The organism is Tissierella sp. MB52-C2, from assembly GCF_030931715.1.
Classification (GTDB): Bacteria; Bacillota; Clostridia; order Tissierellales; family Tissierellaceae; genus Tissierella.
On sequence record NZ_CP133261.1, the window covers coordinates 1,715,808 to 1,738,587 of the forward strand.

Genomic DNA, 22,780 nt, shown 5'->3' on the forward strand with positions numbered 1-22,780 from the left:
AGGTTTCCAATTCGTAGGAAACCTTTATATTAATCTAAATAATAGAATTCTCCTTTAAGTAGGATTCCATTAGTAGTTTCATATTTATTTTATCATAAATTTCATCAATTGTAATACTAATATGATTTATATCTAAAGCTTTTGAATATATCTTTACTTTATTAAATTTATATTCCTGAGTTAAGTATTTTATATTTGTAGACTGTTGTCCAGCTATTGAAGATACTTTTTTACTATTAGATTCTATTACTAAGGTTTTGTTATCTGTCTTTATTTCTTTAGTCCTAAAGTAGTAATCTAACAGCAATCTAAATATATTGGATTCTACCAACTGCCTAAATGCAGGATGAAATGGCCCTGCTACAACATCTTTCCCCAATTGAATATTTTCAGTTGGTTGTAGCCCTATTCTTATAACATCTATATTATTTATTTGGAAAAGCATAAGTAAAACAGAAGAAATATCTATGGCTTCTTCAAGAGATAATGGTTTGTATTTTTTATCTAAAAAAAGTTTTTCTAAATAAGTTTCTTTTATTATTAAAGTTGGATATATCCTTACACAATTTGGCGATAATTTAATAAATTCTTTACAAGTATTAAGAGACTTTTCCATAGTATCAGAGGGTAATCCAATCATCATCTGTAACCCAAGATTAAATCCAAACTCCTTAATAAGCTTGGAAGCTCTATATACATCCTCAGATTTATGTCCTCTCCCACTTTCATATAATACATTTTCGTCTAGAGATTGGACACCTAATTCAATAGTATCTACTGAATAATTCTTTAAATTATTTAATATAACTTCATCTATTGAGTCTGGTCTAGTAGATAATCTAATCCCATTTATCTTTCCTTCTTTTTTATATTTATATGGAATAGATAATAATTGTTTTTGTATTTCTATATCGATTGCCGTAAAGCTACCTCCATAGAAAGCCACTTCTATAGTGGAATTTGGTTTAAATGTCATTAGATGATCTTCTATTATTCTTTGAACTTCTTCTTGAGTCATATCTGTAGATAGACCTGTAATCTTTTTTTGATTGCAAAAAACACAATCATGGGGACATCCATAATGAGGTACAAATATTGGAATTATATAATGTCTACTCATTCATTTCATCCATTACTAAAAGAGCTTCCTTAGCAGCCATCTGTTCTGCTTCCTTTTTACTTCTTCCTGTACCCGTTCCCACTATTTTATTATCTACAATTAGATTCATATAAAATATCTTGTTATGGTCTGGTCCTTCCTCTTTTACAACTCTATATTCTATCTTTGCCCTAGTTATTTTCTGGAGATTTTCCTGTAGCTCAGTTTTATAGTCAATAAATAATGCTCCTTTAGCTACTGCATATACAATATCTGCTTCAAAATTTTGAAGTAATAGCTTATTTACAGTTTCAAAATCACTATCCATATAAATAGCACCCACTAAAGCCTCCGTTGCATCTGCTAAAATAGATTCTCGTTCTCTACCTCCAGTGCTCTCTTCCCCTTTGCCTAATAAAAGATATTTTCCTAGTTCAATCTTTTGAGCAGCAAAGGCTAAAGAAGATTCACATACTACTTTTGCTCTTATTTTAGTTAATTCTCCCTCTGGATAATTTGGATACTTTTTATATAGATACTGACTTACTATTAAACTTACAATTGTATCTCCTAAAAATTCTAGTCTCTCATTATTATCTGTAATCTTTAATTTGTTTTCATTTGCATAAGAGCTATGGGTTAAAGCCTTTTTTAATAAGTTAATATCTTTAAAATCATAGTGTAAGTTTTTTTCCAACGGTTCTAACCATTTAACTCCCTTATTATTTTCCTTCACAACTACTACCTCCAATTTTTTAGAAGAATAATTGGACCATATGGCCCAATTATTCTTCTAAAGCATTTGTAATATATTCAACTGCATCTCCTACAGTTTTTATGTTTTCCATATCTTCATCTTCAACTTCAAGTCCAAATTCATCTTCCAATGCCATAACTAACTCTACTAAATCTAAAGAATCGGCATTTAAAGTGTCTTTAAATGAAGTATCTTTTGTAATCTCATCCTCATCAACGTTAAATTGTGTAGCAATTATTTCCTTTATTTTTTTATAAGCCATTATCATCAACCTCCAAATTATTATTTAGTAAATGCTTATTGTCTTCAATTATTTTTATTACATCTTTATCAATAAACTTTATTAATTGTCTAATAGCATTTTTAATTGCAAGGGCATCTGAACTACCATGAGCCTTTACTACTGGTTTTTTTAATCCTAGTAAAGGAGCTCCGCCATGTTCTCTATAGTCCATTCTTCCCTTTATGTTCCTTAGTTCTGGCTTTAACAAACCTGCACTTATCTTAGTCTTAAAATTCTTTGTAAACTCTTCTTTTAATATTGAGAAAATAGACATAGCCATTCCTTCAGTCAGCTTTAGCACTATATTTCCTACAAATCCATCAGCTACTATAATATCCACATCTCCATTTGGTAATTCCCTCGCTTCAATATTTCCTTTGAAGTTTAAATTTGATTTTTCTATTAACTCATAGGTTTCTTTAGATAATAAATTTCCCTTACCTTTTTCTTCACCTATGTTTACAAGTCCCACTGTCGGTGAATTTATTCCCATAACATGTTCCATATAAATAGATCCCATTAGAGCAAATTGATGTAAATACTCAGGCTTGCAATCCACATTAGCACCTGCATCTAATAATAAAGAAAATCCTTTTAAGGTAGGATACATTACTGATAAAGCTGCTCTATCTATGCCATCTATTCTCTTAATTATAAACATTCCTGAAGCCAATAAAGCTCCTGTACTTCCTGCAGATAAAAAGCCATCTCCCAGCCCATCTACCAATGCTTTAGAGCCTACTACCATAGACGAGTTTTTCTTCCTTCTAATTGCCATAGCCGGATTATCATCATTGGTTATTACGTCATCTGCATTTATGATTTCCACTTTCTCTTTCGCATAATCATATTTTTCTAACTCGATTTCTATGACATTACTCTTGCCTACTAATATGGCATTAATACCATATTCATTTACAGCATCTATAGTTCCTCTAACTATTTCAACTGGTGCATTATCTCCACCCATAGCATCAACAATAATTTTCATAACCTTTTCCCCCAATGCCATGTATTTTAAAGCCACTGATATTTAATATATATTAGACTAAAATAAAATGCAAGATTAAAATATGTATTATAAAAAACTTTCCATTAAAACATTTTAAGATAACTTTTTTTGAAATTCATTGAGATTAAATCTAGTTCTAAAATGAAAAAGATACAAAATAAAACTTTCCTATTTTGATTATAAAAAAAGATAGTGGCAAGCACTATCTTTTTTTATTATTCTACTGCTATAACTTCCCTGTTTTTGTAATAGCCACATGATCTACAAACTCTATGTGGTTGTTTTGGTTCATGACATTGTGGACACTCAACAACTGTAGCTTTGTTTAGTCTATAAGAAGAAGCTCTTCTTTTATCCCTTCTAGCTTTAGAAGTTTTACGCTTTGGTACTGCCATTTAAAACACCTCCTTAATTCTTAGGAAAAAAATTCTTTAGTTTTTCAAGTCTTGGATCAATATTTTCCTGAATACAATTACATTTTGTATTATTTAAGTCTGTTCCACATATAGAACATAATCCTTTGCAATCAGAGTCACATAAGGATTTCATAGGTAAAGAAACAACCACTTGATTTAGAATATAATCATCGATTTCTAAAAAATCATTCTCATATGAGAATATCTCATCATATCCGTCATATTCCTCATCAGACATTCCTTTTCCTTTTGCAAGTTTTCCAGATACTCTAGTTTTTATTTGATTAGTAGCAGGTTTTAAACATCTATGACAATTTTCACTATAGGTATAATTCACCTTAATGTCTATTGTCCCTTCCCCATCTACCTTAAATACTCCACCTTCATATTTTACGGGTCCAACTATCTCAATGTTTCTCGCACCTAAATTGAAGGCCTTTAATTCTAATTGTCCTTCAAAGTGCAAAAAATCATTAGTTCCATCAAGAAAACTTGATAAGTCAATTATCATACTTTTCACCTCTTAGACTAACAAAGATAATTATATAAAGGAGGCATGAATTTGTCAAGAATAATATTATTTAGATACTAATTCCAATGTATCTCTAGCTATCATTAATTCTTCATTTGTAGGAATAACAAGTATTGTAGCTGAAGTTAAATCCTTGTTAAGTTGAGCTTCTTCGCCCCTTACATTGTTTAACTCACTATCAATTTTAATTCCTAAACACTCTAATCCTTCACAAACTTTTTCTCTAATATATCCTGAGTTCTCACCAATACCTGCTGTAAATACTAATGCATCTATACTACACATAGTAGCTACATAAGCACCTACATATTTTTTAACTCTATTAACGAATACGTCTAATGCAAGTTTTGCTCTAGAATTTCCTTCTCCCATCGCTATTTCTAAGTCTCTAAAGTCACTGCTAACTCCAGATATTCCTAGTACACCTGATTGTTTATTTAGCATATTGTTTACTTCTTCAAAAGTCATACCTTCTTTATCCATGATAAATGGAATTATAGCTGGGTCTATATCTCCTGATCTAGTTCCCATTGCTAATCCTTCTAGAGGAGTGAATCCCATACTTGTGTCCATGGATTTTCCACCTTTTACTGCACATACACTGGAACCATTTCCTAAGTGACAAGTAACAATATTTAAATCTTTAACATCTTTACCTAATATTTCAGCTGCTCTTAAGGACACATATTTATGAGAAGTTCCATGGAAACCATATCTTCTTATTTTATATTTCTCATAGTATTCATAAGGAATAGGATATATATAATTATCGGATTCCATTGTTTGGTGGAATGCAGTATCAAATACTGCAACCATTGGTGTATTTGGCATTAATTCTTTACAAGCTTCTATTCCAGTAATATTTGGTGGATTATGTAAAGGTGCTAGCTCAATACATTCATCAAGAACTTTCATAACCTCATCATCTATTATTACAGAAGAAGCAAATGTTTCTCCACCATGTACAACTCTATGTCCTACTGCTCCTATTTCATCCATGGCTTTTATAGCTCCATGATTTGGATCAATAACAGCATTAAGTACTAAACCTAAAGCAACCTTATGGTTAGCCATTGGCTCTTCAATTATTACTCTTTCTTTACCTGTAGTATCGTGTTTAATTCTGGAACCTTCGATTCCTATTCTTTCTACAAGTCCTTTACATAGTACTTCTTCTCCATTCATATCTATAAGTTGATATTTTAATGAAGAACTTCCACAGTTGATTACAAGAATCTTCATATTTCTTATTCCTCCTAATTAATTGTTTTTATCTATTTCATAATATTACATTTGTGTTAAAAAATCAACATTATATGGTATAATAAAAGAAAATATAATTTTGGAGGTTATTATGACAGTAGTTGGACTTATTACTGAATACAATCCTTTCCATTTTGGTCACAAATACCACCTAGAAGAATCTATCAAAAAAACTAAGGCTGATTATTCCATCGCAATAATGAGTGGTTCATTTTTACAAAGGGGTGAGCCCTCTTTTATCGATAAATGGACTAAAGCCAAAATGGCAATAGATAATGGTGTAGACTTAGTCTTAGAACTACCATTTATCTTTTCAACACAAAGTGCAGAATTATTTGCCTATGGCGGTATAAAACTTTTAGATAGTCTAAACATTGTAGATTATGTATCTTTTGGTAGTGAAATCGGAGACTTAGAACCTTTAAATACATTGGCTTCCATATTGGCTCGTGAACCAGATTTTTATAAAGAAAAATTAAAGTCCAATCTATCTTTAGGCCTATCTTACTCTGTCTCAAGAAGTAATGCTCTCCATGATTATATCAATGATTATTATCCTAATAATACTTATAACTATGAAGAAATACTTAATAAATCTAATAATATATTAGGAATTGAATATTTAAAAAGTTTAATAAATATAAATTCTACAATAAAGCCTGTTACAATAAAAAGATCTGGTAAGGATTATAATGATTTAAACTTATCTAATGATTTTGCCAGTGCAACTGGAATAAGAAACTCCATTATAAGCAATGGATTACCTTCTATAAAAGATTTAGTACCCTTTGAAACATATTATCACCTAGAAAAATATCTAAAGAAATATAATAAATTTAATCTTATAGAAAATTATAATCAAATATTACTTTATTTAATTAGAACTATGGACATAGAAAAACTTCAATGCCTATTAGATATAGAACCTGGTCTTGAAAATAGAATAGTTCAACAGGGAAATAAAAATAATGATATTAAAGAAATAATTAACAATATTGTAACTAAGCGTTATCCTAGAACTCGTATTCAAAGATTATTTATTCATCTACTAAATCAACTTGATAAAGATACTTTCTGGGAACTTTATAATATCTATCCCTCTTATATTCGTGTCTTAGGCGCTAGAAAAAACGGCTTAGCACTTATTAATAAAATCAAGAAAAATTCTTCTTTACCTATTATAACTAAATTTGCTGATTATAAACATTTTAAAAATAATTCCTTAGAAAAAATTCTTAGGTTTGATAAAAAAGCAACAGATATATTCTTCATAGGACTAGAATCTTCTATGACTATGTCAAATATGGATTATTATAATTCACCTTATATTAAATAACTCATCATATTGTCCTACTATATTTCATAATATGGTTTATAGGAGGTGTAAATATGAGAGTAAGAAGTAAAAGTCAAAACAATTACTCTACTTTATTATTTTTAATAATTATCATCCTTGCTTTATTTGGAATTATTGCTAATCCCAAACTTTCATTAAGCAGTGCCACATCGGGAGTATCAATATGGTTTAACATTGTATTGCCTTCTCTTTTGCCATTTTTTATTATATCTGAAATACTTATAGGCTTAGGGTTCGTTGACCTGATTGGAAAGCTATTAGGGCCTTTAATGGGTCCCTTATTCAAAGTACCAGGAGAAGGGGCATTTCCGTTAACCATGTCTGTGCTATCTGGATATCCTGTTGGTGCTAAACTAACATCTAGACTAAGGGAAGAAGGTTTAATAACAAAAAATCAGGGCAATAAATTAATATGCTTTACAAGTACTTCTGGCCCTCTTTTTATGCTGGGAGCTGTTAGTATTGGAATGTTAAATGATTCTAGCCTAGGACCTCTTATTATCATTCCACACTATTTAGCAATCCTATGTCTTGGCTTATTATTTAGGTCCTACAAATCAGATAATAAAGAATTTACTAGAAGCAATAAAAGTATTTTCGAGGAAATTCAAGAATCTTATAACTCTTGGGTAAAAACAAAGAAATCCATAGGTTCTTTGATAACAAAGTCAGTCAAAGAAAGTATGGACACTATAATTTTAATTGGTGGTTTAGTGATTTTTTATTCTGTATTAGTAGAAGTATTATTTAACATGAAGTTTATAAACCACTTTTTATATTTATTAAGTAATATATTGTCAATAGATTTACAGATAGTAAAGGGATTTATTGTGGGGATATTTGAAGTCACCATGGGGTGTAAAAATATTGCAGCTGCAAATATAGATTTCATCTATAAAGTATTATTAATTAACTTTATAATTGGCTGGAGTGGCATATCTGTTCATAGTCAATCCCTTAGTTTTATTAATAAAACAGATATAAATGGTAAACTCTATATATTTTCAAAATTCCTCCATGGAATACTTTCAAGTATCTTTGGTTATATAATATACCTAGTAAAATATAAAAATTATATCCAATCTACATTTTCAAATGCCATAACTTCCTATGGACAATTCGAATTATTAGATTGGATTTATCTACTAACTAGTTCAGCTAAGTTAGCTTTAACCATTAGTATATATATTTTTATACTATCTGTACTTATATCTTTATTATTTAGGAAATCAAGAAGTTTTAGTTAGGGCCTCTTAATTCCTTTCTATTTTCATTTATTAACTGAATTAATTCCTTTAAATTCTCTTGAGTTTCTTCCATTAAGCTATCTGCATACTCCAGTGCACCAATTCTAATTTCTTTAGCATTTGATTGAGCTTTTGTAATAATCTCCTCTGCCCTGGAGCTTGCTTTTTTTGTAATTTCATCTTGGTCTACTAATTCTTCTAATCTATACTCTGTTTCTTTCAGCAATGTATCTGCATCTTTTTGAGCTTCTGCTAAAATCCTTTGTCTTTCATCCTTTATCCATGATGCCTGTTTTATTTCATCTGGCAATTTAATTCTAATCTCTTTTAATATTTCTAAAATTTCAAATTTATCTACCATCACTTTTCCAGAAAAAGGTACACCTGTACCAGATTCTACAATATCTTCAATTTCATCAATTAATTTTAATACTTCCATATGTATTATAGTCCTCCTTCAAATTTATTTTTCAGCGCCAACTCTACTACTTCAGGAACAAAACATGAAATTTTTCCTCCAAACATAGCAACTTCTTTTACAATACTTGAACTTAAATAAGCATATTGACTACTAGATACCATAAACATTGTCTCTACTTCGTCATTAACCTTTTTATTTACTAAAGCCATTTGCATTTCATATTCAAAGTCTGAAACAGCCCTAAGTCCTCTAATCATAGTAGTACAGTTCATTTTTACTGCATAGTCTGTAAGAAGTCCTGAAAATGAGTCTACAGTAACATTAGGAAATTTCTTTGTTACTTCTCTTAATAAATTCATTCTTTCCTCTAATGAAAATAGATTCTTTTTTGATGAATTATTTAGTACAGCTACTATTAGATTGTCCACTTTTTTAGCGGCTCTTTCTATAATATCTAAATGTCCATAAGTAACTGGATCAAAACTACCTGGATATATAGCATTCATATATTTCCTCCTTATTGTTTCTTCCTATAAAATGATAAGGATTTATTTCCATATCTTCTTAAATCTCTCTTATTAAAATTATATAATACATCTTCTAGTTCTAATTCTTTTTCATGTTCAATTATTATCAGTCCATTTTCTGCTAATATACCGTCTTCATCAATCTTTTTTAATATCTTGCAAATAAATCCTTCTTTAAAAAAAGGTGGATCTATATATATATAATTAAACTCAAGTTTTTTTTCACCAAAGTTTCTTATGGCAACCATAATATCTGATTTCAAAACAACACTTTTATCTATAAGTTTAGTATGAGCCAAGTTTTCTTTTATAATGTTTATGCTATCCATAGAATTATCTACAAAGTAACATAGCTTAGCTCCTCTGCTTAAAAATTCTATTCCTATGGAACCTGAGCCTCCAAATCCATCTAATATAATACTATCTTCGTCTATATGTCCTAAAATATTAAATAAGGATTCTTTGGTCTTATCTTCAGTTGGTCTAACATTTATACCTTTAGGTGTTTTTAACTTGTGTCCTTTTCTTAACCCTGAAATTACTCTCAAATATTTACCTCCTTTTGAACCCAATATTACTAATATTTTATCACATATTTTCTATTTTAAAACATAAATTAATTAAATGTTAAATTTTCACCAGAATTTAAAAAAAGTTTTTCTATTTTTTTCTTTAATTCTCTATACTTCTCTTCATTTAACTCCCTATCTTTATTAAGAATATTTATTGCTTCCTTTTGTGCAATTTTTAAAATATCCATATCTCTAAATAAATTCGCTACCTTTAATTCTGGAAGCCCATGCTGCCTAGTTCCAAAAAACTCTCCTGGTCCTCGTAATTCTAAATCCTTTTCAGAGATTTTAAAACCATCATTGGAGCTTTGCAGTATTCTCATTCGTTCTCTAGATATAGGATTTTTACTTTGGTTTATTAGTATACAGTAAGACTGATATTCTCCCCTGCCAACTCTTCCCCTTAATTGATGTAATTGAGCAAGACCAAATCTTTCTGCATTATAAATAACCATAATATTTGAGTTTGGCACATTTACTCCTACTTCAATAACTGTTGTAGAAACTAGTATATCTAATTTATGATTTTTAAATTCTTCCATTATCATATCTTTTTCCTTAGATTTCATTTTTCCATGTAATAATCCAACTTTAAATTCCTCAAACACATTTTCCTTAAAATTTATATATAGTTCTTCTGCTGCATTTATATCTAAGGTTTCTGACTCCTCAATTAATGGACAAACTATATACGCTTGTCTTCCATTTAATACTTGCTTTTTAATAAAGTTATTAGTCCTCTCTATCATCTCTGGACCAACAGCATAAGTTTCAATTTCTTTTCTCCCTGGGGGCAGCTCGTCAATAATTGAGATATCTAAGTCTCCATATAAAATAAGGGCTAAAGTTCTAGGAATGGGAGTTGCAGTCATTACTATAGTATCTGGATTATCACCTTTTTTAGTTAAAACTGCCCTTTGCTTTACACCAAATCTATGTTGTTCATCTGTAATTACAAGTCCTAATCTGTTAAACTCCACATTTTCTTGGATAAGGGCATGGGTACCTATTAATGTATCTATTTTCCCTTGTTTTAAGTCCAACAATATTTCTTCTTTTCTTTTAGGAGATAAATTTCCTACTAGCAGTTCAACCTCTATATTATAATCTTTAAAAAAGCTTTTAAAGGATTCATAGTGCTGGCTTGCTAATATTTCTGTAGGAGCCATCATTACAGCTTGATATCTAGATAATATGCACTTAAATATGGCAAGAATAGCTACTATGGTCTTTCCTGACCCTACATCTCCCTGTACTAATCTATTCATTTGAAAATCACTTTCCATATCATTTTCAATTTCTTTAAATACTTTAATCTGAGCATTTGTAAGCTTAAAAGGCAGACTCTCAATAAATTTATCTACTTCTATAGTCTTTTTAAATTTTATACCTTGATTATTGCCGATACTTTTATTTTTAATGATAAAAAGCCCTACTTGTAAAGTCAATAGTTCCTGAAAGGCCAATCTCCTTCTCGCCTTCTCAAGTGATTCTTTACTTTTTGGAAAGTGAATATTTATAATTGCTTCTTTAATTTCCATTAAACTATATTTATTTATTATTTCTAAAGGAAGAAACTCTTCAACTCCTTGTAGGTATTCGCTAATTGTATATTTAATAAGCTTTATTACCTCATTATTAGTCAATCCTTCTGTTAATGGATACATAGGTATTATTCTTCCCACCTTATCCATTGTACCTATTTTTTCAAAAACAGGATTCATTATTTGAATTTCTCGTCCAATTTTATTTATTTTACCATTAACTATTATCTTTTCACCAATACTAAACTTATCCTTTAAATATTCTTGATTAAACCATGTTAGATATGCATTATACATATTATTCTTCACAGGAATTTTCAGGATAGATAAATTATTTCTAGGTCTTATTATATTTGCCTTACCTACAACTTCAACTTCTAGGCTTATTTTTTCATTTATCTGAGCTTCTCCCAAATCTCCAAACTGAGACCTATCATCATAGTCTCTAGGAACAAAATATAACAAATCTTCCACTGTATTTATATTTAGCCTTTTTAATCTAGAGGCTCTCTTAGGTCCTACACCTTTTATATACTGGATATTCATTGATAGTGATTCCATAACTTCCTCCAAGTTTATAATATTATAAAACCCTGCCAAAGGCAGGGTTTTTATTCCACGGAAAATATATAATAATATATTGGTTGACCTCCAAATATTAATTCAATATCTAAGTCATCGTATAAATCAGATAAGTGCTTTTCTAAATCTTGAGCTGTTTCTTCACTTAGGTCACTTCCATATAAGATTGTAATCAATGAAGCATCTTCATCAACCATATTTTCCAGCAGCTTAAGTGAAACTTCATTTATTTCTTTTCCACTGGCAACTATATCTCCTTCAGCAATGCCTATAATATCGTCCTTATAAATTTTTGTATTATTAAATTCTGTATCTCTAACAGAGTAAGTGACCTGCCCTGTTTTTATATAGGTTATTGCTTCCTTCATAGTTCCTGTATTTTCTTCTATAGATTTTGATTCATCAAAAGCAAGTAAAGCAGCTATTCCTTGAGGTATTGTCTTAGAAGGAATTACAGCAATATTTCTATCACTAAGCTCTTTGGTTTGTTCTGCTGTCAAAATAATGTTACTATTATTAGGAAGAATAAATATATTTTCTCCCGTAGTATTATCAATAGCCTTAAGTATATCCTCTGTACTTGGATTCATAGTCTGACCGCCAGAAACCAAAGTATCTACATTAAGTCCTTTAAATACTTCATCTACTCCTTCTCCTATGGAAATAGCCACAAAAGAATATTTTTTCGTCGGTTTAGATTGCTTTGAATTAAAAAGAATCTCTTCATGTTGGTATCTCATATTATCAATTTTTATATCATTTAACTCTCCGAGACTCAGGGCCCTTTCAAGCACTGTTCCGGGATTGTTTGTATGAACATGGACTTTTATTAATCCTTCTCCCCCTACTACTAGTAAAGAATCTCCTTGTACAGATAATTCCTCTCTAAAGGAGTCAATATCATTGTAATTAGTATTAATTATAAATTCAGTACAATACCCATATTTAATATCATCAGTATCTATATGTTCTTGACGAACATATTCTTGTTTTTCTACCTTTTTTTCTTCAACTTTAATTTCAACATTATCTATTCCCGCTAAGGCGTTATAAGCCCCTATTAAGACATAAAGCAGACCTTTGCCACCAGCGTCTACGACTCCCGCTTGCTTTAAAACTGGAAGCATTTCTGGAGTTCTGGCAAGGGATTTTTCTCCATGATCTATTACCTTTTTCAGGAAAACTAAAATATCTTTTTCTTGTTTACTAATAGATACAGCATATTCTCCACATTCCCTAGCTACTGTTAGGATAGTTCCTTCCGTTGGTTTCATAACAGCCTTATATGCCGTATCGGCAGCTTGTTTAAATGCTTCTGCAATTGTTTTTATATCTGCAGTATCTTTTTCATTTAATCCGTTTGCAAATCCACGAAAAAGTTGTGATAAAATAACGCCAGAATTACCCCTGGCTCCCATAAGGGAGCCGTGGGATGTAGCCAATGCTATTTTACTAACACTATCTTCATTTAAATTAATTCCTTGTTTAATAGCAGAATTTACTGTAAGTGACATATTCGTACCTGTATCTCCATCAGGAACAGGAAATACATTTAAGGAGTTTACCTCCTCCTTATTATCTTCTAGGAACTTTGCTGCACCTGCTAATGCCTTTTTTAGCATTGTTCCATCTAGAATTTCTATTCTCAATTATAGTACCTCCTTAAACTACTTTCCAACTCTAATTCCTTGTACATGTACATTTATTTTGTCTATTTTTAGACCTGTTAAACTTTCAATGTTAAATTTAACTCTTTCTATTATATTTTCAGCAACTACAGAAATTCTTACTCCGTATTCCAATATAACATGCAAATCAATCGTTAACTTTTCGTCTTTCGTATAGACTTTAATGCCTTTAGCTAAATAATCCGATTTTAATAATTCAAACAATCCATCTGTCGCATTTTTAGAAGCCATACCCACTATACCATAACTTTCCATTGCTGATATTCCCGCAAGAGTAGCTATTACATTATCATCTATACTAATTGCTCCATATTCGGTATTAGTTTTGGCTGACATAAATAATCGCCTCCTTATTTTAAATATGCCATATTTTCTATTTTACCCCAAATTTAGAAATAGTTCAACTAAATCATATTATAATAATACATTTTAGTTGCATTTTTACTAATTATTGTGTTAGAATATAATGTGTTATTATTGAATAAAAATACTTAATAAGTATTTTCATAGTAGTTAAGGAGGTGTTTCGAATGGCGAAAGTTTGTGAAGTATGTGGAAAGGGAAAAGTATTTGGTAACAAGGTTACTTTCTCAAATAAAAAGAGTTCAAGAAGTTGGTCACCTAACATTAGATCAGTAAGAGCTGTTGTTAATGGTGGAACGAAAAAAGTTAATGTTTGTACTAGATGTTTAAGATCTGGATATGTTGAAAGAGCATTATAATTATGTAATCAAATTAAAAAAGGCTTCTATCTAAGAATTATAAGGAGGCCTTTTTTGAGACTCATTTATGCAAAGTCCTTTTATGTAAATACTAAAACGGGACTTTTCTGTTTTTATAAAACAAGGCTTCCACTTATAAAGGAAAGCCTTATTTTATTTTTAAAATTAATGCACCCATTATAAGGAGTCCTATTCCTATTAATACTAGAATAAATTGTATAGGTATAAACCTCATAATTATTAATAGTCCTACTACTGCCAAAGTTATACCTACTATTTTTTTTATCCTCCTTATATATCTATAACAAAACCTCTTCATAAGCAACACCCCTAAGCACTTTATTATATCCTATTCATATAATAAATAAATAGTTACAAAAAAGCTTAAGAATATATAGATAACCAACATCATAATAAAAAATACACGTTCGTGCTGTTTCGAATATGAATAACTCCTACAACTCATTCAGCTACAAAATCCTAAAATTTATAAACTCGCTACGCTCAAACATATAAATTTCTTTACGGATTTTATAGCTTCATTCATTGGGAGTTATTCCATATTCTGCAAATGCACTTTCTTAGTATTTTTTATTATGATTTCATGTTGGTTATCTATATCTTAAGCTTAATCTTTTGACACAAATATTAGTGCTCTTCCCTTATGAATCTGAACTTTTCCAATGTCTTCAATGATTTTATTACTAATTCCAAGAGTTGAACCAAAAGAGATAAATTTATTATCTAAGTTATAGAAAAATCCTTTTAAAGATACAATTATTCCATCATTTGATATAGGTATAACAGAAACATAATGATCTTTTAAATTTTCTATTTCCAAATAATTGTCTGTTAAATAAATAATATTATTATCATCTACTATTTTTCCTTTAATTCCTTTATCATGTAAAGTATTAAGCAAGAATATATTCGCCATTGTATGATCTTGCCTAGACCCTGTTACTCCCATAAGTACAATTTCATCATATCCCTTATCTACTAAATAATCCATAGCTAACTCTGTATCTGTTACATCTTTAATAGATGAATATTTTTCAATAGGGACATTTTTACTTAATATATATTCTAAAGTTGACTTACTTATTGAGTCTAAATCTCCCAAAATCAAATCTGGCAGCTTGTTAATTTTCAGCAGATGTTCCATTCCTCCATCTGCACATACAATAAAATCTACTTCACTGATAATTTCTTTTAACCTATTATAATTAGTAATGGTTCCACTTGAAACTATTAGTCCTTTCATTTAAAAACCTCTTTCCTACTTTGCTTTTATTGTCTTTTCTAAAGGTTTCCATATAATTGCAATTACTATACAAGAAATAATTAGTTCTGGCACTAAATAATAAGCGTTATATTGTATTGAATAAATCCAAGGGTTTAAGTCACCTGCATATTCAGCAAAGAATATTACACCTGATAAAACATGAGATATCATTCTACCTAAAATTCCCATAAATACAGCTAAAAAAATTCCTAAATATCCCTTAACTGAATCTCTATCTTTAATACTATATGCAATTCCTGCTAATCCCAATATACCAAAAGCTAAAGGATAATCTAAAATAAATTGTACTGGGTGATAGAAATAAGGCTTTAATACGAATTGTAATATTCCATAAACACCACCTATGGTTAATCCTGGTGTTACACCCCAACGTATTGCAAATAGCATTATTGGAATCATACTTCCAGCAGTTACCGAACCACCCATCGGTGCTTCATATACCTTAATATAACTTAGTATAGTGGCTAATGCAATCATCATACCCCCTTCTGTCAACATCTTTACATTCCATCGTTTTTGCATTTGAACTCCTCCTTTAAATAAATAAACCCATCGCCAATATAGGGCAATGGGTATTTAAAGGCTAATACACACTTCCCTACGCTGGCATTATCCAGGTCAGGTCATAAGGGTCGGGATAAATCCACTCTCAGCCTTTCGGCTCCCCTAGTGCTAAACATTTTATGCAATTAACTACATTATATCATACAAAATGATTTTTACAACTCTTTAAATTCTTTAGTTCGTTTTTCCACATCTTCAGCCCCAAATATATCAGAACCAGCTACTAATAAATCAGCTCCGCAATCTAATACTTCTCTAGCATTTTGAAGCTTTACTCCACCGTCTACTTGAATTATAATATTTAAACCTCTATCATCAATGATTTTTCTTAGTTTTTTTATCTTGTCTTTCATTGCTTCAATAAAGGATTGCCCACCAAACCCAGGGTTTACAGTCATGATAAGAACTAAATCTACATCATTTAAAATATACTCTATGTTTTCCAATGTAGTAGCAGGATTTAATGATACACCTGCCATAATTCCATATGATTTTATCTCTTGTATAGTTCTATGAAGATGAATAGTTGCTTCTTCATGTACTGTTATTAAATCTGCTCCTGCCTCTACAAAGTCTTTAATATACCTTTCAGGTCTATCTATCATAAGATGTACATCAAAGGGTAGTTTAGTTACACTTCTTAGACTTTTTATGACTGGAGGCCCAAAGGTAATATTAGGTACATAGATTCCATCCATTACATCTAGATGAAGATAGTCTGCACCACCATTTTCTACTTTTTTTATATCTTCTTTTAAATTAGCAAAATCTGCGGCAAGTAACGAAGGTGCGATCTTAGCCATTTTAGTACCTCCTTATTTTCTTTATTTCTTCTAGGAAAAGTAAATAATTCTCATACCTCTCCTTAGATATATTTCCTTTTTCTACTTGATTCTTTACTTCACAATCAGGTTCATTCCCATGTAAGCAGCTTATAAACCTACATTTCTCCCCATATTTCTTTATTTCTCTGAAATATTCTCTAAGTTCTGATTCTTCCTCAATAAAATCCACATTTAAAGAACTAAATCCTGGAGAATCTAAAACAAATGTATTATTATCCAATTCTAGCAGCTCTACATGTCTAGTCGTATGCTTACCTCTTTTAGTTTTTGAACTTACATCTCCAGTTTGTAGTTTGAAGTTTTTATTGACTCCATTTAAAAGTGATGATTTCCCTGCTCCTGAAGGACCTGCAAAAACTGAAATATTACCACTTAATATTTCCTTCAACTCTTCTATACCAATATGATTTATTGCGCTTGTCATAATTACTTTATATCCAGCTGTCTCGTATATGTTTTTAAGCCTTGATGCGTTGTCTAAATCTAAATCAGATTTATTTAGACATATGGTGACTTCCAATTTTTCATATTCTGCCATTAAAAGAAATCTGTCTAAAAGCCATGTATTAATATCTGGTTTTTTTATACTCATGACTATAACGGCTTGAGTAATATTTGCTACTGGAGGTCTTAGTAGCTGTGAGTTCCTTGGATAGATCTCCTCTATATATCCTGTATTATCTTCATCACTTATTCTAATCCTTACTTTATCTCCAATTAAAGGAGTTAGATTTTCTTCTCTGAATACTCCTCTGGCCCTACATTCAATTATCTCATCCTTAGTCTTTACGTAGTAAAAACCACCAATGCCTTTGACTATTATTCCCTCTAGCATAAGAGCCTCCTATTCATTTTTAGGAATCGTATCTCGATATATACCGTCATAATACACTTCAAATTGAGAACCTTTTTTCCCTTGAAGTGTTATAGTAGCTTCACCATCACTTGCTTTATATGTTTTATCATGGACAACTGTAGGAATACCATCTTGAATTCTTATGATTTTAATCTGTGTCTCTTCCTTATCCTGATATGGTGTTAAATTAAAGGTTATTGGTCCCTCTAGACCATCTGTTTCACCATTATTGTCCTCATTATCATTTCCACTATTGTTATCTGTATTATTCTTTGGACCACTGCTTACATATAAATCTACAGCAGTCTTTGTTTGTAAAGGTGTTCCTTGGTTGTAACTTTGCCAAGTGACTATTCCCTTTTCTAAATTATCATTTGGATCTTCTGTTACTTCTCCTACTTCAAGACCTAGTTTGGCTATATCATTCTTTACTTCCTCAATGTTTCTCCCTGTGTATTTTGGCATAATTACAGTTTTAACTTCTTCTCCCTGGCTTACTACTATAGTAATTCTAGTTCCTGTTTCTACACTTTCTCCAGCATCTGGTTCTTGTCTAATGACTGAATTTTCAGGTACTGTATCTGAATTTTCATATTCTAAATCTACTTTTAGTCCTTCAGCATTAAGTATTGATTCTGCATCTCCTAAAGATTTATTTTTTACATCAGGAACTTTTACTAAGTTATCTCCTTCGCTAATAGTTACCTCTATAGGATAATCTTTTTTTACTTTTGAATCTGGATCTTCACTTTGAGAGATTACTTCTCCAGCTTTAAATTCATCGTTTTTAACTCTTGCTATAACCTTAAATTCCAGCCCTAAATCTTCTATTTCTTTTTTAGCTACTTCTTCCTGTTTACCTCGTAAATCTGGAACAGTGATTAAGTCACCAGCAACAAAGAAATTCTTTAGTTTAAAATAACCTAAAAATACAGATGTGGCTAACAAAAATGCTAATAATATACCTAAAAAGACCATTTTTCCACCATTATCTTTTTTCTTTGACTGTTTTGTTTTCTTTGTAACTTTATCTTTTTTCATAGTATCAACATCCTCTACATTAACTACAGGAATTATTCTAGTATGAGAATCGTAATTATTGGTGTCTTCCATACTAAAGTCTCCTATATTATCCTTTACTCTCCTTATGTCTTTTATCAATTCAGTAATATTGCTATATCTATCAGCTTGTCTTTTTTGAACACATTTTAAAATAATATTTTCGAAGCTGGCTGGTATACTACTGTTTAATTCTCTAGGAGGCTTTATATCTTCTTGAACATGTTTTAAGGCAACTGTTATTGGACTTTCTCCTTGATAAGGAAGTTGTCCTGTAACCATTTCATACATAACTATTCCAAGGGAATATATATCTGATTTTTCATCTGTATATCCACCTCTTGCTTGTTCTGGAGAAAAGTAATGAACTGAACCTAATACATTAGATGTAGTTGTTACTGTTGAGCTTGTAACAGCTCTTGCTATACCAAAGTCTGTAACTTTTACTCTATTATCTTCTGTAATCATAATATTATGAGGTTTTATATCTCTGTGAACTATTCCATTTTTATGGGCGTTTTCTAAAGCCCCTGCAATCTGATACGAATACTCTAATGCCTTCTCAACAGATAGTTTCTTTTCCTCTTTTATGATTTCTTTCAATGTTTTGCCTTTTATATATTCCATAACTATATAATAAATTGGATTATTCCCTTCATTTTCCACACCTACATCATAGATATTTACTATACTAGGGTGAGAAAGACTAGCAGCAGCTTGGGATTCTCGTCTAAATTTCCTCACAAATTCTTCATCATTTACAAATTCATCCCTTAAAACTTTTATAGCTACAAATCTATCTAGAAGCTGACATTTTGCCTTATACACTAAGGCCATTCCTCCGCCTCCGATTTGTTCTAATATCTCATACCTACCACCTAAAATCTTGCCTATCATCTTTTCACCTCTTCTAATTAAATTTAATAGCTAACACAGTGATATTGTCAAGACCACCTCTATTATTAGCCATAGTCGCTAAAGTATCACAGGCTTTTTGAATATCTTTTTCTTGCATAAAAACATCCTTTATTTCAAATTCTTTTAACATATTAAAAAGTCCATCACTACATAATATTAAAATATCGTCTTTATTATATTCTTTAATTATTAAATCCATTTCTATAATACTGCTAGTTCCAACGGCTCTAGTTATCATATTTCTCTTTGGATGAGTCTTGGCCTCTTCTTTCGTTATACTTCCAGTTTTTAAAAGTTCATTTACAAAGGAATGATCTTCTGTTATTTGTAGCATATCTTTATCTCTAATTAAATAGGCCCTGCTGTCTCCAACATGTCCTATACATATTTTTTCATTGAATATATATGATAAAGTTATAGTTGTTCCCATTCCTTTATATTTTTCATTTTCTAAAGATTTAAGGTATATTTTTGTATTTGCTTCTTCTATAAGCTTTTTAATCAACTTAACTACCATATCTTCATTTTTTAATTCATCCTTAGATTCTAAAAAACTTTTTTCAATGATATTCATAGCCATAACACTTGCAACTTCTCCAGCATTATGTCCTCCCATACCATCTGCTACCATGTACAGAGGAAATGATAAATCCCCTGATGCATAGTATGCATCTTGATTATTTTCTCTTACTCTCCCTACATCAGAAATAGCACCAATGACCATAATACCACCCCATTAAGCTCTTTTATTATTAATATCATCAGTAACGGCACGTCTCAATTGTCCACATGAAGCACTGATATCTCCACCCATTTCTCGTCTTATAGTCACATTAATATTAGCTTTATTTAATTCTTTCCTAACTCTCTCTATGTTATCTCTATTTGGCCTGTCCTTTCTAAACTCTTTAATTGGGTTTAAAGGAATTAGATTAATATGACATTTTAGTCCTTTTAAAATTCTTTTCAATTCACTTATATCGATATCTCTATCGTTTACATTTTGAATCAATGTATATTCAAAAGTAATTCTTCTATTAGTTGTTTCTGAATAAAACTTACAAGCTTTCATTAGTTCCTCTATGGAATATTTATTAGCTATAGGCATAATCTTTTTTCTATCTTTATCAAATGGTGAGTGTAATGATATAGATAAAGTAATTGGTATATCTTCTTTAGCAAGATCATATATCTTTGGAACAACTCCACAAGTTGATAAAGTAATATTTCTAAGACTAATATTGTGTCCTTTCTCACTATGAATAAGATTTAAAAACTTCATAACATTATCATAATTATCCAAAGGTTCTCCACTTCCCATTAGCACAATGTTTGAAATATCTTTTCCTAAATTTTCTTCCATCATATAAATTTGATTTGCCATTTCAGCTGGTGTTAAATTTCTTATTAGCCCTTCCTTGGTAGATGCACAGAATGCACATCCCATTTTACATCCTACTTGAGTAGATATGCAAGCTGTTAGTCCATGATTATATTCCATAGCAACTGATTCTATTATATTCATATCTTCTAGTAAATACAAATATTTTTTAGTATTATCAATTTGCGAAGTAAATCTCTTATATATTTCTAACTCATTAACCTTTGCATTCGTCTTAAGATAATCCCTAAGTTTCTCTGGCAAAAGATTTAAATCCTCAATTTTTGTTTTGTTATTTCTATGAAAGTATGAAAAAACTTGTTCTCCTCTAAAAGGCTTTTCTCCTATACTAACCATATAATCTTTTAATTCATCTAGAGTTAGACTATTAAGCTCAATTATATCCAAATAATCACCTCAACTTATTCTAATATAATATTATACATAATTTCTTGATATATTTCTATCTTTCTTTTACTAATTTCGCTATATAAAACCCATCTGTATTATGAATATGAGGAAATAACTGAATATATCCATCTTTTAAAGTTTCAATATTTTCTTTATTATGAAACTTATTTTCAATATTAACTAAACTAAAATTTTTATTTTCCTCTATAAATCTACTTATCATATTAATATTCTCATCCTTCTCTATGGTACAAGTACTATAGACTAAAAATCCTCCTACTTTAAGATATTCTTTTGCATTATTTAAAATTTTATATTGAATATCTACTAATTCTTTTATATCTTCTTCTTTTCTATTTCTCTTAATTTCCGGTTTTCTTCTAATTAAACCTAATCCAGAACAAGGGGCATCTATTAATATATAATCTGCCATATTTATTAATGATTCCTGCCTTTTAGTTCCATCGAAAATAAAGGTTTGAATAATATTAATTCCTAATCTATTTGCATTTTCCTCAACAAGTTTTAACTTATGTTCGTAAATATCCATACTTAAAATTTTTCCTTCATTATTCATAATCTGCCCTAGATGTGTAGCTTTTCCTCCCGGTGCACTACAAACATCTATAATAGTACTTCCTGGACTTGGATCCATAACTTGCCCAACTAAAGTACTACTTTCATCTTGAATAAAGAAATGCCCTAGTTTAAATTCTGAGACTTCAGTTATTCTAGTTGGATTTTCAACGATTAAAGAGTCCTTAGCATATATAGAATCTTTAACTTTAAATCCATAGTTATTTAAACTCTCCTTTAATGTTTCCTTATTAGTCTTTAACGTATTTATCCTGATATTTAACTCTGGTGATTCATTGTTTTTCTTACATAATTTTTCCGTGAAATCTTCTCCAAATTCTTTTATCCATCTTTCTACCAGCCATTTTGGATGAGAATATTTAATTGAAATATAATCAGCTTTATTTGTTTTATCAATTTTTGTAAATGCTTCTTTATTTCTGCTAATATTTCTTAATATTCCATTTACAAAGCCAATTGTGCCTTTGTGACCATGCTTCTTAGCTAAATTAACAGATTCATTAACTGCTGCACTTTGTGGTATTTTATCCATAAATACAAGCTGGTATACTCCTATTTTGAGTATGATTAAAATCTTTGGATGAATTTTTTTCAATTTTATCTTAGATGCCTTTGAAATTATATATTCTATATATATATTGTTTTCTAATACTCCATATACAATTTCTCTAACTAAATTCTCTTCCATATGTATTAAATTTTCTTCTTCTAAATGTTTTTTTATAGATATATTTGAAAATGCATCGTTTATTAAAATATCATATAGTATATTTAATGACATTTCTCTAGCAGATAAGCCCATATTAACACCTCATATTTCT

At 30.1% G+C, this 22,780-nt stretch carries 25 protein-coding genes and 1 riboswitch; of the genes, 3 read left to right on the forward strand and 22 right to left on the reverse strand.

Features of this window, described 5'->3' with window-relative positions:
* Positions 1–34 precede the first annotated feature (34 nt).
* From RBU61_RS08620 to RBU61_RS08650, 7 genes are all read right to left on the reverse strand, one after another.
* Complete coding sequence (locus tag RBU61_RS08620; RefSeq protein WP_308879285.1) at positions 35–1,120, reverse strand: radical SAM protein; 1,086 nt, start codon at positions 1,118–1,120, stop codon at positions 35–37.
* Positions 1,113–1,835 carry a ribonuclease III gene (gene rnc / locus RBU61_RS08625; RefSeq protein ID WP_308879286.1) on the reverse strand — a complete coding sequence of 241 codons (723 nt, stop codon included), beginning with the start codon at positions 1,833–1,835 and terminating at the stop codon, positions 1,113–1,115. Before rnc ends, RBU61_RS08620 begins: the two co-directional genes overlap by 8 nt.
* Positions 1,836–1,884: 49 nt before the next feature.
* Positions 1,885–2,118 (reverse strand): acyl carrier protein, encoded by a 234-nt coding sequence (gene acpP / locus RBU61_RS08630; RefSeq protein ID WP_374212499.1) that lies wholly within the window; start codon positions 2,116–2,118, stop codon positions 1,885–1,887.
* Positions 2,108–3,130, reverse strand: a complete 1,023-nt coding sequence (gene plsX / locus RBU61_RS08635) for a phosphate acyltransferase PlsX (protein ID WP_308879288.1) — start codon at positions 3,128–3,130, stop codon at positions 2,108–2,110. The genes acpP and plsX overlap by 11 nt, the downstream gene beginning before the upstream one ends.
* A gap of 236 nt (positions 3,131–3,366) precedes the next feature.
* On the reverse strand, positions 3,367–3,546 hold the full coding sequence (gene rpmF / locus RBU61_RS08640) for a 50S ribosomal protein L32 (protein ID WP_072972552.1): 180 nt from the start codon (positions 3,544–3,546) through the stop codon (positions 3,367–3,369).
* 13 nt (positions 3,547–3,559) lie between these two features.
* Complete coding sequence (locus RBU61_RS08645; protein WP_308879290.1) at positions 3,560–4,078, reverse strand: DUF177 domain-containing protein; 519 nt, start codon at positions 4,076–4,078, stop codon at positions 3,560–3,562.
* A gap of 66 nt (positions 4,079–4,144) precedes the next feature.
* Positions 4,145–5,341, reverse strand: coding sequence for an acetate kinase (locus RBU61_RS08650; RefSeq protein ID WP_308879292.1), 1,197 nt, complete (start codon positions 5,339–5,341; stop codon positions 4,145–4,147).
* A 112-nt stretch (positions 5,342–5,453) separates the two neighbouring features.
* On the opposite strand from RBU61_RS08650, the gene RBU61_RS08655 reads away from it, so the two are divergent.
* Together RBU61_RS08655 and ylbJ are read left to right on the forward strand one after the other, a co-directional pair.
* A complete protein-coding gene (locus RBU61_RS08655) occupies positions 5,454–6,698 on the forward strand; it encodes a nucleotidyltransferase (RefSeq protein WP_308879293.1) in 1,245 nt (414 codons plus the stop codon).
* Between the two features lie 53 nt (positions 6,699–6,751).
* Positions 6,752–7,966: a sporulation integral membrane protein YlbJ gene (ylbJ, locus tag RBU61_RS08660; RefSeq protein ID WP_308879294.1), complete on the forward strand. Its 1,215-nt coding sequence runs from the start codon at positions 6,752–6,754 to the stop codon at positions 7,964–7,966.
* Here ylbJ and RBU61_RS08665 read toward each other — a convergent pair.
* From RBU61_RS08665 to RBU61_RS08690, 6 genes are all read right to left on the reverse strand, one after another.
* Positions 7,959–8,405: an ATPase gene (locus RBU61_RS08665; RefSeq protein WP_308879295.1), complete on the reverse strand. Its 447-nt coding sequence runs from the start codon at positions 8,403–8,405 to the stop codon at positions 7,959–7,961. The genes ylbJ and RBU61_RS08665 overlap by 8 nt on opposite strands.
* Positions 8,406–8,410: 5 nt before the next feature.
* On the reverse strand, positions 8,411–8,893 hold the full coding sequence (coaD, locus tag RBU61_RS08670) for a pantetheine-phosphate adenylyltransferase (protein ID WP_308879296.1): 483 nt from the start codon (positions 8,891–8,893) through the stop codon (positions 8,411–8,413).
* Between the two features lie 11 nt (positions 8,894–8,904).
* Positions 8,905–9,462, reverse strand: a complete 558-nt coding sequence (rsmD, locus tag RBU61_RS08675; protein WP_308879298.1) for a 16S rRNA (guanine(966)-N(2))-methyltransferase RsmD — start codon at positions 9,460–9,462, stop codon at positions 8,905–8,907.
* A 68-nt stretch (positions 9,463–9,530) separates the two neighbouring features.
* Positions 9,531–11,591, reverse strand: coding sequence for an ATP-dependent DNA helicase RecG (recG, locus tag RBU61_RS08680; protein ID WP_308879299.1), 2,061 nt, complete (start codon positions 11,589–11,591; stop codon positions 9,531–9,533).
* Between the two features lie 50 nt (positions 11,592–11,641).
* A complete protein-coding gene (locus tag RBU61_RS08685) occupies positions 11,642–13,261 on the reverse strand; it encodes a DAK2 domain-containing protein (protein WP_308879301.1) in 1,620 nt (539 codons plus the stop codon).
* 18 nt (positions 13,262–13,279) lie between these two features.
* Entirely contained in the window at positions 13,280–13,636 is a 357-nt protein-coding gene (locus tag RBU61_RS08690; RefSeq protein ID WP_308879303.1) for an Asp23/Gls24 family envelope stress response protein, read from the reverse strand.
* 194 nt (positions 13,637–13,830) lie between these two features.
* Between RBU61_RS08690 and rpmB the strand changes: the two genes are divergently transcribed.
* On the forward strand, positions 13,831–14,022 hold the full coding sequence (gene rpmB, locus RBU61_RS08695) for a 50S ribosomal protein L28 (RefSeq protein ID WP_094900042.1): 192 nt from the start codon (positions 13,831–13,833) through the stop codon (positions 14,020–14,022).
* Between the two features lie 148 nt (positions 14,023–14,170).
* Here the strand turns inward: rpmB and RBU61_RS08700 are convergent, their stop codons facing one another.
* The 9 genes from RBU61_RS08700 to rsmB form a co-directional block, all read right to left on the reverse strand.
* On the reverse strand, positions 14,171–14,341 hold the full coding sequence (locus RBU61_RS08700; protein WP_308879304.1) for a hypothetical protein: 171 nt from the start codon (positions 14,339–14,341) through the stop codon (positions 14,171–14,173).
* Between the two features lie 309 nt (positions 14,342–14,650).
* Entirely contained in the window at positions 14,651–15,286 is a 636-nt protein-coding gene (locus RBU61_RS08705) for a thiamine diphosphokinase (RefSeq protein ID WP_308879305.1), read from the reverse strand.
* A gap of 15 nt (positions 15,287–15,301) precedes the next feature.
* Positions 15,302–15,850, reverse strand: coding sequence for an energy-coupled thiamine transporter ThiT (gene thiT / locus RBU61_RS08710; protein WP_308879307.1), 549 nt, complete (start codon positions 15,848–15,850; stop codon positions 15,302–15,304).
* 56 nt (positions 15,851–15,906) lie between these two features.
* A riboswitch (TPP riboswitch) is annotated at positions 15,907–16,006 on the reverse strand.
* 41 nt (positions 16,007–16,047) lie between these two features.
* The gene (gene rpe / locus RBU61_RS08715) at positions 16,048–16,695 is read right to left on the reverse strand and encodes a ribulose-phosphate 3-epimerase (RefSeq protein ID WP_308879309.1); all 648 of its coding nucleotides are present in this window, start codon (positions 16,693–16,695) and stop codon (positions 16,048–16,050) included.
* A gap of 1 nt (position 16,696) precedes the next feature.
* Positions 16,697–17,572: a ribosome small subunit-dependent GTPase A gene (gene rsgA / locus RBU61_RS08720; protein WP_308879311.1), complete on the reverse strand. Its 876-nt coding sequence runs from the start codon at positions 17,570–17,572 to the stop codon at positions 16,697–16,699.
* 9 nt (positions 17,573–17,581) lie between these two features.
* Positions 17,582–19,549: a Stk1 family PASTA domain-containing Ser/Thr kinase gene (gene pknB, locus RBU61_RS08725; RefSeq protein WP_308879312.1), complete on the reverse strand. Its 1,968-nt coding sequence runs from the start codon at positions 19,547–19,549 to the stop codon at positions 17,582–17,584.
* A 13-nt stretch (positions 19,550–19,562) separates the two neighbouring features.
* Positions 19,563–20,294, reverse strand: a complete 732-nt coding sequence (locus RBU61_RS08730) for a Stp1/IreP family PP2C-type Ser/Thr phosphatase (RefSeq protein WP_308879313.1) — start codon at positions 20,292–20,294, stop codon at positions 19,563–19,565.
* A gap of 12 nt (positions 20,295–20,306) precedes the next feature.
* Positions 20,307–21,359 (reverse strand): 23S rRNA (adenine(2503)-C(2))-methyltransferase RlmN, encoded by a 1,053-nt coding sequence (gene rlmN / locus RBU61_RS08735; protein WP_308879315.1) that lies wholly within the window; start codon positions 21,357–21,359, stop codon positions 20,307–20,309.
* A gap of 55 nt (positions 21,360–21,414) precedes the next feature.
* Entirely contained in the window at positions 21,415–22,761 is a 1,347-nt protein-coding gene (rsmB, locus tag RBU61_RS08740) for a 16S rRNA (cytosine(967)-C(5))-methyltransferase RsmB (RefSeq protein WP_308879317.1), read from the reverse strand.
* Positions 22,762–22,780: the final 19 nt, after the last annotated feature.